Genomic DNA, 14,238 nt, shown 5'->3' on the forward strand with positions numbered 1-14,238 from the left:
TCAGCGGACCAGCTTCATGATGATGTAGTCGAAGTCGGGGAACTCCCGCGTGGCCTGCTCGATCACGACAGCCGCGGTCGCACGGCTGCCGGGCGCGAACTGTTCGGCGATGGCGGCCAGTTCACGGTTGGGACGGGGGACCCAGTCGGGCTCGGGATCGTGCGCGACGGATGCCTCCAGCGGGCCGAAGCCGTCGGCCAGCAGCCACAGGAAGGCGCCCAGGTCGCGGGCGACGACGCCGGTCTCTCCCTCGGAGCCGAGGAAGACGACCGGCTGCTCGGCCAGTGCGCGGCCCGGACGGACGATCCAGAACGCGGCGTTCCCACCCGTACCGTCCTGGCCGAACACCCGGAAGTCATCGCCGCTCAGCTCACCGTTGCGGGTCCAGGCTCGCAGCCAGTCGGCCGTCTGATCGGCGCCCAGGAAAGCCTCGTAGGGCTCGAAATCGACACCGTCCTCGCCGATCCGGTCGAGCCGGACCGCCATGGCGGCGGCGAGCGGGGCGGGGAACTCGCGGTCCTCGTTCGATGCCATGCGAACAGATTAGCGACGCGCCCGCGACCACGAGCGAGCCCGCCGGTCGTGCCGGGTGCGTCGCGGAGCCGTCGTCGGCGAAGACCAGGGGGTGGAGGTCGATCCCCCCGAGCCAACGGTTCCTGCGGGTCACCGTCCCCGGTACTCCGGACTCCTCCGCTCCACGAAGCTCGCCACCCCCTCGCGCGCGTCCTCCGTCGTCATGTTGATCTCCTGTGCCGCCGCCTCCGCCGCGAACGCGGTCGTCCGGTCGGTGTCCAGGGACGCGTTGACGAGCTGCTTGGTGAGGGCGAGGGCGCGGGTCGGGGCGGTGGCCAGGCGTTCCGCCCAGTCGCGGGCCGTCTTCTCCAACTCGTCGTCCGGTACGACCCTGTTGACCAGGCCGAGCCGTTCCGCGTCCGTCGCGGTCACCGTGTCGCCGAAGAACATCAGCTCCTTCGCGCGGTGTGGGCCGATCAAGCGCGGGAGCAGATACGCGCCGCCGCCGTCCGGAACCAGGCCGCGCCGTACGAACACCTCGATGAACTTCGCCGACTCCGCGGCCAGTACGAGGTCGCAGGCCAGGGCAAGGTGGGCGCCGAGGCCGGCCGCGGTGCCGTTCACCGCGGCGATCACCGGTTTCTCGCAGTCCAGGACCGCCGCGATCAGGCGTTGCGCGCCCAGGCGGATCACGCGGGCGACGTCACCGGCGATCCGCTCCTGCGCCGCTCCGCCTCCCCGCAGGTCCGCGCCCGCGCAGAAGCCTCGGCCGGTGCCGGTGAGGACCACCGCCCGGACGGAGGGGTCCGCCGACGACTCTTCCAACAGGGCTATCAGGCGGTCCCGTTGGGCCGGGGTGATCGCGTTCAGGGCCTCGGGGCGGTTGAGGGTGAGGTACGTGACGCCGCCCGTGATCGCATGCGTGACCTCGGCCGTCGGATCGGTCATCGGCACACCGCCAGCGCGTCCAGCGCCACCGCGCCCTGTCCCCGGGGCAGCACCATCAGCGGGTTGATGTCCAACTCCGCGAGCACATCGCCCAGTTCGAGTGCCATGCGTTGGACCCGGAGGATCACCTCCACCAGGGCATCCAGGTCCGCCGGGGGGCGTCCCCGTACCCCGTCCAGCAGGGGGCGGCCGCGCAGTTCGTCGAGCATGTCCCGTGCCGCCTCCTCGCCGAACGGTGGCACCCGTACCGCCGCGTCCCGCAGGACCTCCACCAGCACCCCGCCCAGCCCGACCGTCACCGTCGGGCCGAACAGCTCGTCCTGGGTGACGCCCACGACCATCTCGACGCCCCGTTCCACCATCTGGCAGACGAGGACACCGTCGAGGGTCACGTCCTCGTAGCGCGCGATGTCCGTCAACTCGCGGTATGCGTCCCGGACTTGGCTCGCCGAGGTCAGGCCCACCTTCACCAGGCCCAGTTCCGTCTTGTGCGCGATCTGCGCGCCGGACGCCTTCATCACCACCGGGTAGCCCACCAGCCCGGCCGCCCGTACGGCCGCGGCCGCGCTGGTCACCAGCTGCTCGCGGGGGACTCGGATGCCGTAGGCCCGCAGGAGTTGTTTCGCCGCGTGCTCGCTCAGCTGCTGGCCCGGGCGCATCAGGGCCTCGGCCTTGCGGAAGGAGGGGGAGACGGTGCGGGGGGCCTCGTCGAAGGGGGAGCGGTAGGCGTGCACGAAGCGGTGGTGGGAGAAGTAGGCGCGGAGGGCCGTGATGCAGTTGCCGACCGTGCGGAACGTCGCCACCCTCGACGAGCCCAACAGCGCCTCGCGGTACGCCGGTTCGGTGCCCACCGGTGAGCCCCAGACCACGCACACCAGCTTGTCCGTCCGTTCCGCCGCCTCCACCAGGTCCTGCACCAGCTTGTCGCTCAGCGGGGGGAACGGGCCCGTGATGGGGCAGACCAGCACGCCCACCTCCGGGTCGTCGAGGATCGCGTCGATGATCTTCCGGCCGCGCCAGTCACCCACCGGGTGACCGCCGTTGTCCACCGGGTTCGCCACGCTCAGGTACTGCGGTATCCACTCGTGGAGTTCGGACTGTTTCGCGTCCGACAGCTGCGGGAGTCGCAGGCCGGCCTCGCTCGCCAGGTCGGCGAAGTGGGCGCCCGTGCCGCCGGAGATCGAGTACACCACCACCCCCTCGGCCACCGGAGGCTTCGCCCGCGCCAACAGGGCCGCCGTGTCCTGGAGTTCGTCCAGGCCGTCGACGCGGATCACGCCGTACTGGCGCATCGCCGCGTCCACCACCCCGTCCGCGCCGGTGAGTTTGCCGGTGTGGGAGGCGGCCGTACGGGAGCCGGTCTCGGTGCGGCCGACCTTCACCGCGACCACCGGGACCTTGCGGCGGGCGGCGCGGTCGGCGGCCAGGAGGAAGGAGCGGCCGTCCTTGAGGCCCTCGACGTAGCAGGCTATGGCGCCGACTTCGGGACGCTCGGCGAAGTAGGAGATGAAGTCGGCCGTCTCCAGGTCGGCCTCGTTGCCGGTGGGGGCCCAGTGGGAGAGGCGGATGCCGAGTTCCTGGAGGGCGAAGACCGGGCGGCCCTGGTGGCCGGACTGGGTGATCAGCGCGATCGCGGGCCCTTCCAGGTCCTCGCGGAAGTTCTCGAAGGCGTTGAGGTTGGTGTTCGGGCCCAGGAGACGGAGGCCGGATCGGCTTACGGCGGCGGCCAGTTGGGCCTGTGCCAGCGCGCCCTCCTCGCCCGTCTCCGCGAAGCCGGACGCGAAGGCGACCGCGAACTTCACCTTCGCCTCGGCGAGTCGCTCGATCACGGGGAGGGGGTCGGCCACCAACACCACGGCCAGGTCGACCTGTTCGGGGAGATCGCTGATGGAGGGGAAGCAGGGGACGTCGAAGACCGTCGTCCGGGTGGGGTGCACCGGGTGGAGACGGGCGCCCACCCTCCCCGCCCAGGCCATGAGTTGGCGGGTGATGCCCGTGTTCGGGCGGCCCTCCGCGTCCGAGGCGCCGATCACGGCGACCGACTCGGGGCGGAAGAAACGGTCCAGGTCGGGTACGCCCGCGTACAACGGCCGCCCGCTGACGTCGAGATCGTCGACGTCGGCGGGCCTGCCGTGGACGGCGGGGCCGGGTTGCTCACCGCAGGCGATGACCCGGGCCCGGCGGGAGTCGGTGGTGAGGGTGCCGTGGGTTGATCCAAGCATCGGTCCGCCCCGCTCCTGTGTGACAGCCATGACAGCGCAAATAACTGACGCAGTGTCAGATTACTGAACTGACAGTCCGTCAGGAACTGTCGTGCACGCAAAGAACGGACGGACCCTAGCTCACGGCACTTTTGCGGACGGACTTGGCGAGAGCTTTCGCGATCTTCTCGGCGTCGATGGCCAGTTCGCGGAGCATGCCGCTGATGGGGTTGGTGAAGCCGGTGAAGTAGAGACCGGGCGCGTCCTTCGGGGTGCGCGCGCCGTGCACGACCGGCTTGCCGCGGGCATCCAACACGCCGAGGTGGCCGACGAGTTGCTCCAGGGAGCGGGCGTACCCGGTGGCCGCGATCACGACGTCCGGCCCGATGCGGTCGCCGCCGGCCAGGACCACCTTGCCGTCCTCGAAGCTCTCCACGGCCGGCACGATCTCGACCCGCCCCTTGCGCACGGCGTCGATCAGCCCGACGTCCTGCACCGGGATCGACCCCTGCTTGACCCGGCTGTACAGCCCGGTGTCGGGGCGCGGCAGCCCCTGCGCCGACAGGTCCGGCACGCTGACCTTGGACACCGGCCCCGCGAGCCGGTCGACCAGGCCGACCGGCAGCCGTCGTACGAGAACGCCGGTGTACTGGGCCGCCCAGCCCGCGGTCGAGCGGCGCAGGATGTGCGGGGTCGTGCGGACGGAGAGGCGGACGCGGGACGCGCCGCCCTCGATCACGTCCACGGCGATCTCCGCGCCCGTGTTGCCGATGCCGACGACCAGGACGTCCTGGCCGGCGTAGGGCTGGGCGTTGCGGTAGTCGGCGGCGTGCAGGAGCTCGCCGGTGTAGGTGTCGCGGCCGGGCCAGTCGGGGATGCGGGGCGTGTGGTTGGTGCCGGTGGCGATGACGACCGCGCGGCCGGTCAGTTCGCGGCCGCCGGTGGCGTGCAGCAGCCAGCCGGTGCCGTCCGCCGAGCGCTCGACGCGGGAGACCTCGACGCCGGTGACGATCTCCAGCTCGTGGACCTCGGCGTACTTCTCCAGATAGCGCACCACGTCGTCCCGCGAGACCCAGCGGCCGAACCGGCGCGGGATCGTGAGCCCGGGCAGGCTCGACAGTCGCCGGGTGGTGTGCAGGTGCAGGCGGTCGTAGTGCCTGCGCCAGGACGCTCCGACCCGGTCCGACTTCTCCAGTACGACGGCACGGATGCCCTGCGCGCGCAACGCGTACGCGGTGGCGAGACCGCCGGGGCCGCCGCCGATGACGTACACGGGGCGGTCTGCGTGGTTCTGCGCCGCGGGGGTTGGGGACGCTGTGGAGTCGGCCATGAGCGCGAGCGTAATCACGTCCCACGTTGATGGGTCTCGGTCAAGCCCGGAATTGGTTGCGGATTGATCACGGGTGTGGAGGACTGGGTGAGGCCGGTGGCGTAGGGCCTCTGGTTGTGAGAAGCGGATGCGGGTCCGGAAAAGCCACGACGCCGAGCCCGCTCCGTGCGCGGAGGGGCTCGGCGTCGTGAAGCGGTGACCGGAATGTATGACGGGAAACCGGTACCGCGTCCTGGGGACTACTTGCCGCGCTTGGCCTTGTGGCCCGTCACCTGGGCGATCCACTTGATGAAGTCGCCAGGGTCGGTGTTGGCGCCGTGGCCCTCGTCCCAGTAGTAGATGTGGTTCACGTCGTCGCCCAGGTTGTCGAGGCGGGCGGCGAGGTTGGCGGCGACCGTCAGCGAGGTGTCCGAGTCCTTGGTGCCGAGGCGGATCCACCAGTGCTTGGAACGGTTCGGGTTGACCTTCTCGACCAGGTGGTACATCGGGTTCATCAGGTCGAGCTTCGCGGGGATGTCGCTCGGAACCCGCTTGCTGCTCAGGCCCGTCGAGTCGTTCTTCGCGCCGTACGCCGTGAAGTGGCGGGCCAGGGTCGTGCCCGTGCCGAACTCGTTGTTCTCGCCGGCCGACAGGTCGAAGGCGTCGAAGGCGGGGGCGTCCTTCTTGCGGGCGCCGACATGGGTGAGGAAGTCGGCCCAGGTGAAGGTGGCCTTGCCGCCGGACCAGGTGATGAAGGTGTTGGCCTTCAGGTAGGTCGCGCGGGCGGAGTCCGAGAGCGCGGCGAGGTACGTGGTCGCCGAGGGCTCCAGGTACTGCTCGACCATGTACGCGTCGAGGTTGCGGGCGTTCAGCGGACCGAACCCGCCGAGGCCGCGCAGCTTCAGTCCGGCCTGGTACTCGGCGAACTGTGCTTGCAGCGCCTTGGAGACCGTCTGGTCAACCGTCTTGCCGGTGCTCAGGTCGTTGGCGCCCCAGTTCCACTCGTAGGCGCCGTCGGCGTGCTCCAGGTCGGTGATCGGGCACCAGGCACCGGTCGCGAAGATCGCGTCGGAGGCGTCGGCCGCGCCCAGCGCCTTGAGGTACTTGTCGTAGATCGGGCTGTCGCCGGACGCGCCGAGCAGCGAGGACAGCGCGCCGCCCGCGCTCGTCCCCGCGGAGACGATCCGCTCGACGTTGCCGGGGATGCGCCCCTTGTTGGACTTCACGTACCGGACCGCGGCCTTGAGGTCGACGATCGCGGTGGGGGCGGTGCCGTAGTACTCGCCGCTGGAGTTCTTGAGGGTACGACCGCGGGCGCCGGGCTCGATGACGACGTAACCGGCGGCCAGCGCGAGGAGCTGGTTGCTGGAGGTGGCGCCGCCGGTGGCGTTGGTGTTGCCGTTGGCGCCGGGAGCGGAGGCGCCAGCGGAAGCCGAGGTGGAGGCCGAGGCGCTGGGGGCGCCGCTCGGGGCCGCGCCGCCGCCCATCGCCGAACCGCCGCCGCCGACCTCGGTGGCGGTCGCCACGGAGGCGGGGAGGTAGCCGCCGATGGAGTTGGCGAGCAGGATCGGGGCGTTGCTCGCGTCGACCGTCTTGCCGTCGACCGACACCGGGGAGCTGACGATCAGGGACTGGTAGGTGGCGTCCACCGGGTTGGCGACGTACGTGATCGCCTTCCAGAAGTGGTAGACGACCGTGTGCTCCGTGCCCTCGGTGTCCGTGACGGTCTTCGTCAGTTTCGTGTAGGCGTCCGGGTCGAAGACCAGGGTGTCCGAGGAGGACGAGGACGACTTCGGGTCGCTCGAAGCGTTCGCGCTGAGCGCGATGCCGCCGACCGCCGCGACACCGGCGGTCGCGCCGATGCCCATGACTACCGTCCTGCGCTTCACTGCCCTGTGCTTCACCGTGCTGCCTCTCGTCTTCCCGACCGCGTCTTCCTGACCGCTCCTTGGCCTTGCGCTTGCGAACGTAATCGGTGTCGAACAAAATCGTCAACAATCCGCGGGGATTCATGGGGGACCCACAGCGGCACGGCCGGAACACAGGATTTTCATGGCTGCCCCTCGGCTTTCCTCAACTTCTGACGTACCGTCAGATTCATGGATGCGATCTGGCTCAGCGGAGCGGACTGGCTCGCGGTCCTCCGTATAGGACTCGGGCTGTGGTGGCTGGAAAGCTGGCGGCACAAGGACAAGAAGGCCTGGTTCGAGCGCGGCACCGGCATCGCCTGGGCGGCCGACGTCGCCGCGAAACACCGCTGGACGGCGGTCCGTTCGGGCTTCGACGTGATGGTCGCGCCGCGCCCGCGCACGATGGCGTACGTCGTCGTCTACGCCGAGTTGGCGGTCGGCCTCGGCCTGGTCGCGGGGTTCCTCACCCCGGCCGCGCTCGTCGGGGGCCTGCTCCTCAACGTCCTCTACTTCACGCTCATGATCCACGACTGGGCGGAGCAGGGGCAGAACGCGATGATGGCGCTCATCTCGGTGGTGGCGCTGTTCGCGATGTCCTGGCAGGTGTGGTCGGTGGACAGCGCGCTGGGGTGGTTCTGATGGCCGACGCGCTGAGGTGGCTCTGATGACCGATGTGCTGGAGCGGTCCTGATGGCCGGCGGCGCCCCGCGCTTCGACATCCCCGAGGCCGACGCGTTCACCCGCACCTACTGGGAGGCCGCGGCTCAGGGCAGCCTGCTCATCCGCCGCTGCGCGGACTGCGGACGGGCCCACCACTACCCCCGCGAGTTCTGCCCCCACTGCTGGAGCGAGGACGTCACCTGGGAGCCCGCGAGCGGCCACGCCACCCTCTACACCTGGTCCGTCGTCCACCGCAACGACCTGCCGCCCTTCGGGGAGCGGGTGCCGTACGTGGCGGCGGTGGTAGATCTCGCGGAGGGGCCGCGGATGATGACGGAGATCGTGGAGTGTGAGGCGGCCGGGCTGCGGGCCGGGACGGCGGTGGAGGTGCGGTTCCGGGACGGGATCCCGGTGTTCCGGCCACGGTGATCCGGGCCGCGGACCGCCGAAAATCACATACCCGGCGCGCAGGGGGCTTGATTCAATGGCGCGATGGCCCACATACGCGAGCGGTCTCTCCAGCAGCCCTTCCCCGAACTGAACGGTCATGGGCTTCGGCTGCGCCCCTGGGACGCCGATGCCGACAGTGATGTGACGGACTGGCTGCGCGGGGTGTCCGACCCCGAGTTCCAGCGCTGGAACACCCCGCTGCGGCCGATCACGGATGCGAGCAGCGCCCGCGACTCGCTGCGCTCCCGCGCCGAGAACGCGGAGGACGGCGTCAGCGCGTCGTTCTGCGTCACGGACGCGGCCGGCGGTACGACGCTGGGGCACATCGGCGTCAACGACATCGACCACGTCATCCGCGTCGCCCGTGTCGGCTACTGGACCCTCCCCGAGGCCCGAGGCCGCAACGTCGCCACCCGCGCCCTCACCCTCGCCGCCCGCTGGGCCCTCACCGACCTGGGCCTGCACCGCCTCGAACTGGGCCACGCCCTCGGCCACGACGCGTCCTGCCGCATCGCCGAACACTGCGGCTTCCCGGCCGAGGGGACGCTGCGCGGGGCGATGTTCGAGGCGGGCACACGGGACGCGTTCCGCGACGTCCACCTGCACGGACGCCTGGCCACGGACCCGGAGGTGGCGGTGTGACGGCCGGCGACTGGCACATCACCGGGGACCTGGACCAATTCCTCACCCGGGCAGGGGAGTTCCTACGTTCCCGCCCCGCCCTGCACACGGTTCACCTGACGGTGACCGCGGCGCTGCGCGACCGAGGGCTGCGCATGTACGGCGCGGGCGACCCGGTGTTCGGCACACTGGAACGAGACGGCGAAGTACGGGCCGCCTTCTTCCGCACGCCTCCCGGCCGTCTGATGCTGACGCCGCTGACCGCCGGGGAAGCCAACGCGCTGGCATCCCAACTGGCCGATCTCGGCGACGAGTTGCCAGGCGTCATGAGTGAACGGGACACGGCATCGACGTTCGCGGAGGCGTGGGCGCGACGGACTGGCTCCGCCTCCGAGCTCCACGCGAGCCAATGCCTCTACCGCCTGGGTGAGTTGACGATCCCGGACCCCGTTCCGCCGGGCCGCCCGAGAGTCGCGACGGCAAACGACCGCGAACAACTCATGCGCTGGTACGTCGAGTTCGCGAAGGCCATCGGCGAGAGCGGCACCTCGCAGGATCCCGGCGAGTGGGCCGACTCCCGGATCGCGTACGGCGGGATCACGCTCTGGGAAACCCCGGACGGTACGCCGGTGTCCATGGCCGGGCTCACGACGAAGGTGGCCGGACAGATCCGGGTGGCCCCCGTCTACACCCCGGCGGACCTCAGGGGCCGGGGCTACGCCGGTGCGGTCACGGTCGAGGTCAGCAGGATGGCGAGGGCGGCGGTCGCGGAGGAGGTCCTGCTGTTCACGGACCTGGCCAACCCCACGAGCAACGCCCTGTACCAGCGCATCGGCTACCGCCCGGTGGAGGACTTCGCGGGCTACGACTTCCACCCCGCCCCGGCCCCGAGGTGATACTCACCCCATGGCAACGGGATCAGGACCGGGAACGAATCTCCACGAACTGCTGAAGTCACTACGGGTATGGGCCCCGGAGGTGACCAAGCTGCCGCCGCTGGACCCGACCGCGGCACCGAGCACCCCGCTCGCCCTCTTCACCACCTGGTTCGCGGAGGCGGTGGCGGCGGGCGAGACCGAACCGCACGTGATGTCGCTGGCGACGCGGGACGGCGACCCGCAGACGGAAGGCGGCGGCCTCCCGGACGTACGGATGGTGATGCTGCACGGCGCGGACGACGACGGCTGGTCCTTCGCGACCCACTCCACGAGCCGCAAGGGCCACCAGGTGAAGGGCTTCGCCTACGCGGCCCTCGCCTTCTACTGGCCCCGCCTCGGCCGCCAGGTCCGCCTACGAGGCCCCGTCATCCCGGCGACCCCGACCGAATCCCAGGCGGACCTGCACGCCCACTCGACGGGTGCGCTGGCGGCAGCGCTGACCGGTCACCAGAGCGAAGTCCTCCCGTCCCTGGCCGAGTTGGCGCAGGCATCGGAAGCGGCCTGGGAACTGGCACAACGCGAACCGGAGACCCCTGCCCCGTCCTGGACCCTGTACCGCGTGTTCCCGGACGAGGCCGAGTTCTTCCAGGGCGATGCGCTACGACGACACGTGCGCCTGAGCTATGTCCGGGAGGAGCGCGGCTGGTCGAAGGGGTTGCTCTGGCCCTGAGCTGTGTGGGGTGCCGTTGGGCCACTGGTCAGGGGCTTACGGACGAGGGGCGAAATCCGGTGTACGCGCAGGCGCGGAGCGGAGATAGGTTGATCCGCTAAGGGGAGCAAGTCACGGACTTGTTCGAAAGGAAGGCGGCACACCTGTGAACGCGAGCGAACCGGCCCGGTTCAAGTCCCCCACCCTCGGAGAAACTCCCACCACCTGGACCGAGTTGCTCCGCGCCGTCCGTTGAAGCGCGCAGCCGGCGTCGGAGCGACCGCCACCCTCCTGCTCACGGCCCTCACCTCCTGCGGCACCACCGACAAGGCGCCCTCGATCACCGCACCCGAGGTCTTCTACCTGCGCCCCGTCGGCGACAGGTCCGGCCCCCATGACAAGGACCCGTTCCACTTCTCCGCCGACGACGGCAAGACGCACACCGGTGTCAGGGGGTCCGCCGATCACGCCCTCACCGTGGACGTGCTGCCCGGCGCGAAGAGCGCGGTCGTACTGCGCAAGGGCGGGAACTGCACGGGCAGCCCCACGCACATGACGTGTGAGGTGCGCTCCGACTACGACAGCAGGTCGGACGGCGGTGTCTCCCTGGTCGCGGCCAAGGGCAGCAAGCCGGGGGACACCGGTGTGGTCCGGTACACGTACGCGGACCGGAGCGGCAAGAAGGTCACCGCCCGGACGAAGGCCGTCGTGGGCGAGCCGGTGGTCGAGGTGCTGACAACGAAGTCACTCGGCGGAGTCCGTCCGGGGGCGGAGCTGAGCCGGCCGATCGTCGTCCGGAACACCGGCGAGGTGCCGGTCAGGGGACTGGGGCTCAAAATCGGCCTGGAACAGATGGAGTTCGAGAAGCGGTACGCCAACTGCCGTTATCCGGGCTTCTACAAGGGCCACATCGCGGTCTGTGACTTCCCGGATCTCCGTATCGCGCCCGGACAGACCGTGACCATCCAGCCCGCGCTCCGGCTCCGCGCACCCAGGGCGAAGATGTACGCCTCCTTCAACAGCGAGGCCCGGCCACTGGACATGGGGCCGGAAAACGGGGGTGCCATGGCCGGTGGGGACCACGGTGACGGTCCGGCCCTGCGCCCTGAGGCCACCGCCGCCAAGAAGGGCACCTACGCCAAGGGCGGCGGCTGGACGAACGTCGTGCTCGACACCCACGCCGACTACTCCGTCTCCGACGTGAACCTGTACGGCGCCCCCGGCACCAAGCGGACCTTCAAGCTCACCGTCCGCAACAACGGCCCCGCCGACGCCGGCGCCACGGAGCAGCTGGTGTTCAGCCCGCCGCTCGGCATGGAGATGGTGAAGCAGCCCATGCGGGAGTACGACGAGGACTCCTACGAGCCCTACTGCGAGAACGGCGCCTTCACCTACACCTGTGACATCAAGGCCCTGGAGCCCGGCAGGACCCAGACCTTCACGTTCACGATGCGCCTCGGCGACCCGGGCGAAGGCACGTTGACCCTCCGGGACAAGAAGCCGACCCAGGACTGGTACGTCGGCGACAAGGATCCGGACCCGGGCAACGACAAGGCCGTCATCACGGTCCACCCCGACCATTGAACTGCTTGGCCGGACGCCACGTACCAGTCACCGAGGGTGGCACCAGGCGGCACGCGCGGTGCCCGGAGAGAGGGCTGAGCGATTCCAGTGGATGCGATGAGGGCGAGTGAGACGCCCGTCCGTCGGCAAGTGCTGGGTCTGGACGGGCTCCGCGGGCTGGCGGCACTGTACGTGGTGCTGTTCCACTGCTGGCTGTACACCTTCCCGGGCTATCCCAACAGTTCGGCGCCCCGGTGGCTGGACGTGCTGATGTTCGGGCGCCTCGCCGTCGTCTTCTTCCTGGTGCTGTCCGGTTTCTCGCTCGCGCTCTCCCCGGCGCGGCACGGCTGGCGGCCGGGCGGCGTCGCCCAGTTCCTGCGCCGACGCGCCTGGCGCATCCTGCCGCCGTACTGGGCGGCGTTGGCCATCAGCCTGGTCGTCTCCCTGTACGTGGTGCCGGCTTCGCACTACGGGCCACCTGATGCTTCGTCAGTTCTCGTCTACGGTCTGGTTCTTCAGGATGTGTTCTTCGCCCCGACCCCGAACGGCGCGTTCTGGTCGATCGGGGTCGAGGCCGAGCTGTATCTCCTCTTCCCGCTGATCCTCCTGATCCGGCGGCGGTTCGGCGCGGCGGCCGTCGTCGCGTGCGTGACGCTCCCGGTGATCGTCCGCGGGCTCATGGCCGCAGACGCGAACCCGGTGGAGGGCGACAACTGGCTCGCCCCGCATCTCGCCCCCGTGTTCGTCGCCGGGGTGATCGGCGCGGGGGTCGTGGTCGCGTCACAGCGGGTTCAGCGGCTGCCGTGGGGATGGTTCGCCGCGGCCGCCGCGCTGCCCGTGCTCGCTCTCGGCCTCATCAAGGGGTCCGTGTGGACGGTGCACCACTACTTCTGGGTGGATCTCGCCATCGCTCCCTCAATGGCCCTGCTGCTGGCCTCGGTTGCCACCGGCCGACCCGCCCTCCTCGTACGGCTGCTGAACACGCGGCCCATGCGGAAGCTCGGCGATTTCTCCTACAGCCTCTATCTGATCCACCTTCCGGTCGTCCTGGTCGTCATCCGCCGCGTGGCCCCGCATTTCGTGTCGCCCGGGATGCCCACGTTCTGCTTCACGCTTCTTCTGGGCCTGCCCGTCTCGGTGCTCGGCGCCTGGCTGTTCTCCGAGATCTTCGAGATGCCCTTCAAGCGGAACAGGTCCTGGAAGTCCTTGGTGGCGGTGGGCCGTTCGCGCCCGGATGCTCAGCCCCGGCCCAGCACCACGGTCCCCGAGGAGCAGAACCAGCCGCCCGTGCCCGAGGCGACTCCGAGCCGTGGCAACTCCCCGTCCGCCCGGGTCACCTGACGGGCCCCGGCCTCCCCGCGCAACTGCCGCACCGCCTCCACCAGCAGGAACAGCCCCCGCATCCCGGGGTGTTGGGCCGACAGCCCGCCCCCGTCCGTGTTCACCGGCAACTCCCCGCCGGCCACCCGCAACCGCCCCTTCTCCACGAAGGCACCCCCCTCGCCCTTCGCGCAGAAACCGAGATCCTCCAGCGTCACCAACGTCATGTAGGTGAACGCGTCGTAGATCTCCGCGAAGTCCATCTCCGACGCCTCGACTCCCGCCCGCTCGAAGGCCAGCCGCCCGCTCACCGCCGCCGGTGACACCGTGAAGTCGGGCCACTCGGACATCGCCGCGTGCGAGACGTACTCCCCGGTCCCGAGCACCCACACCGGTGCCGTACGGCAGTCCCGTACGTACTCCTCGGCGGCCAGCAGGATCGCCGCCCCGCCGTCCGACCGTATGCAGCAGTGCAGCTTGGTGAACGGGTCGGCGATCATCGGGCCGGAGAGCACGTCGTCCACGGTGATCGGGTCGCGGAACATCGCCTCGGGGTTGAGGGCCGCGTTCGCGCGGGCCTGTACCGCCACCTCCGCCAACTGCTCGATCGTCGTGCCGAATTCGAGCATGTGACGGCGCGCGGCCATCGCGTACTTCGCGATCAGCGTGTGGCCGTAGGGGACTTCGAACTGGAGCGGGCCCCGTGCGCCGAAGGAGAGGTTGCCGGTGCGGCGGCCCGCCTTGATGTCCGCCCGGGCCGTCGAGCCGTAGACGAGCAGTACGGCGTTCGCGTGGCCCGCCGCTATCGCGTCCGCCGCGTGGGCCGCCATGACCTCCCACGTCGAGCCGCCGACGGAGGTGGAGTCGACCCACGTCGGGCGCAGGCCGAGGTATTCGGCCACCTCCACCGGGGCCAGCGTGCCCAGGCCCGCCGACGCGAAGCCGTCCACCACCTCCCTGGCCAGGCCCGCGTCCGCCAGTGCGCGGCGGGCCGCCTGGGCGTGCAGGGCGTAGGGGGTCGTGTCGTCCACGCGCCCGCAGTCGGACAGCGCCACGCCCACCACGGCGACCTTGCGGCTCCCCACTGGCATGAGGGGCCTCCTCCCTCTGTGCATATCGTGCCCGGACTCCTAATATGACGGACCGTCAGATCTGG

Annotated in this window: 13 protein-coding genes; 7 read left to right on the plus strand and 6 right to left on the minus strand. The window is 70.3% G+C overall.

The window, feature by feature from the left end; genetic code table 11:
• The 5 genes from OG714_RS28945 to OG714_RS28965 form a co-directional block, all read right to left on the minus strand.
• The gene (locus OG714_RS28945; RefSeq protein ID WP_406125308.1) at nucleotides 1-534 is read right to left on the minus strand and encodes an SMI1/KNR4 family protein; all 534 of its coding nucleotides are present in this window, start codon (nucleotides 532-534) and stop codon (nucleotides 1-3) included.
• Nucleotides 535-663: 129 nt separating this feature from the next.
• Entirely contained in the window at nucleotides 664-1,461 is a 798-nt protein-coding gene (locus tag OG714_RS28950; protein ID WP_406125309.1) for an enoyl-CoA hydratase/isomerase family protein, read from the minus strand.
• Entirely contained in the window at nucleotides 1,458-3,683 is a 2,226-nt protein-coding gene (locus OG714_RS28955; protein WP_406125310.1) for an acetate--CoA ligase family protein, read from the minus strand. Before OG714_RS28955 ends, OG714_RS28950 begins: the two co-directional genes overlap by 4 nt.
• Before the next feature lie 115 nt (nucleotides 3,684-3,798).
• Nucleotides 3,799-4,992 carry a flavin-containing monooxygenase gene (locus OG714_RS28960; protein WP_406125311.1) on the minus strand — a complete coding sequence of 398 codons (1,194 nt, stop codon included), beginning with the start codon at nucleotides 4,990-4,992 and terminating at the stop codon, nucleotides 3,799-3,801.
• Nucleotides 4,993-5,231: 239 nt separating this feature from the next.
• Entirely contained in the window at nucleotides 5,232-6,839 is a 1,608-nt protein-coding gene (locus tag OG714_RS28965) for a subtype B tannase (RefSeq protein ID WP_406125313.1), read from the minus strand.
• Nucleotides 6,840-7,070: 231 nt separating this feature from the next.
• Between OG714_RS28965 and OG714_RS28970 the strand changes: the two genes are divergently transcribed.
• From OG714_RS28970 to OG714_RS29000, 7 genes are all read left to right on the plus strand, one after another.
• Nucleotides 7,071-7,520, plus strand: a complete 450-nt coding sequence (locus tag OG714_RS28970) for a DoxX family protein (RefSeq protein WP_406125315.1) — start codon at nucleotides 7,071-7,073, stop codon at nucleotides 7,518-7,520.
• 51 nt (nucleotides 7,521-7,571) lie between these two features.
• Nucleotides 7,572-7,970, plus strand: coding sequence for a Zn-ribbon domain-containing OB-fold protein (locus tag OG714_RS28975; protein ID WP_406125317.1), 399 nt, complete (start codon nucleotides 7,572-7,574; stop codon nucleotides 7,968-7,970).
• 63 nt (nucleotides 7,971-8,033) lie between these two features.
• Complete coding sequence (locus OG714_RS28980) at nucleotides 8,034-8,633, plus strand: GNAT family N-acetyltransferase (RefSeq protein ID WP_406125319.1); 600 nt, start codon at nucleotides 8,034-8,036, stop codon at nucleotides 8,631-8,633.
• Entirely contained in the window at nucleotides 8,630-9,508 is an 879-nt protein-coding gene (locus OG714_RS28985; protein ID WP_406125321.1) for a GNAT family N-acetyltransferase, read from the plus strand. Before OG714_RS28980 ends, OG714_RS28985 begins: the two co-directional genes overlap by 4 nt.
• A 10-nt stretch (nucleotides 9,509-9,518) precedes the next feature.
• On the plus strand, nucleotides 9,519-10,220 hold the full coding sequence (locus OG714_RS28990) for a pyridoxal 5'-phosphate synthase (RefSeq protein ID WP_406125323.1): 702 nt from the start codon (nucleotides 9,519-9,521) through the stop codon (nucleotides 10,218-10,220).
• A gap of 231 nt (nucleotides 10,221-10,451) precedes the next feature.
• Nucleotides 10,452-11,783, plus strand: coding sequence for a hypothetical protein (locus OG714_RS28995; protein WP_406125325.1), 1,332 nt, complete (start codon nucleotides 10,452-10,454; stop codon nucleotides 11,781-11,783).
• Between the two features lie 96 nt (nucleotides 11,784-11,879).
• A complete protein-coding gene (locus OG714_RS29000) occupies nucleotides 11,880-13,103 on the plus strand; it encodes an acyltransferase family protein (protein ID WP_406125327.1) in 1,224 nt (407 codons plus the stop codon).
• Here OG714_RS29000 and OG714_RS29005 read toward each other — a convergent pair.
• A complete protein-coding gene (locus OG714_RS29005) occupies nucleotides 13,001-14,173 on the minus strand; it encodes a thiolase C-terminal domain-containing protein (RefSeq protein WP_406125329.1) in 1,173 nt (390 codons plus the stop codon). The two genes, OG714_RS29000 and OG714_RS29005, sit on opposite strands and share 103 nt — an antisense overlap.
• Between the last annotated feature and the right edge of the window lie 65 nt (nucleotides 14,174-14,238).

This window comes from Streptomyces sp. NBC_00989 (assembly GCF_045162655.1).
Classification (GTDB): domain Bacteria; phylum Actinomycetota; class Actinomycetes; order Streptomycetales; family Streptomycetaceae; genus Streptomyces.

Bases quoted from the DNA above. Each gene is read 5' to 3' on its own strand.
- OG714_RS28980 (WP_406125319.1), top strand. From the start codon at position 8,034: ATGGCCCACATACGCGAGCGGTCTCTCCAGCAGCCCTTCCCCGAACTG.
- OG714_RS28970 (WP_406125315.1), top strand. From the start codon at position 7,071: ATGGATGCGATCTGGCTCAGCGGAGCGGACTGGCTCGCGGTCCTCCGT.
- OG714_RS28965 (WP_406125313.1), bottom strand. From the start codon at position 6,839: ATGGGCATCGGCGCGACCGCCGGTGTCGCGGCGGTCGGCGGCATCGCG.
- OG714_RS29000 (WP_406125327.1), top strand. From the start codon at position 11,880: ATGAGGGCGAGTGAGACGCCCGTCCGTCGGCAAGTGCTGGGTCTGGAC.
- OG714_RS28955 (WP_406125310.1), bottom strand. From the start codon at position 3,683: ATGCTTGGATCAACCCACGGCACCCTCACCACCGACTCCCGCCGGGCC.
- OG714_RS28960 (WP_406125311.1), bottom strand. From the start codon at position 4,992: ATGGCCGACTCCACAGCGTCCCCAACCCCCGCGGCGCAGAACCACGCA.
- OG714_RS28990 (WP_406125323.1), top strand. From the start codon at position 9,519: ATGGCAACGGGATCAGGACCGGGAACGAATCTCCACGAACTGCTGAAG.
- OG714_RS28950 (WP_406125309.1), bottom strand. From the start codon at position 1,461: ATGACCGATCCGACGGCCGAGGTCACGCATGCGATCACGGGCGGCGTC.
- OG714_RS28975 (WP_406125317.1), top strand. From the start codon at position 7,572: ATGGCCGGCGGCGCCCCGCGCTTCGACATCCCCGAGGCCGACGCGTTC.
- OG714_RS28945 (WP_406125308.1), bottom strand. From the start codon at position 534: ATGGCATCGAACGAGGACCGCGAGTTCCCCGCCCCGCTCGCCGCCGCC.
- OG714_RS29005 (WP_406125329.1), bottom strand. From the start codon at position 14,173: ATGCCAGTGGGGAGCCGCAAGGTCGCCGTGGTGGGCGTGGCGCTGTCC.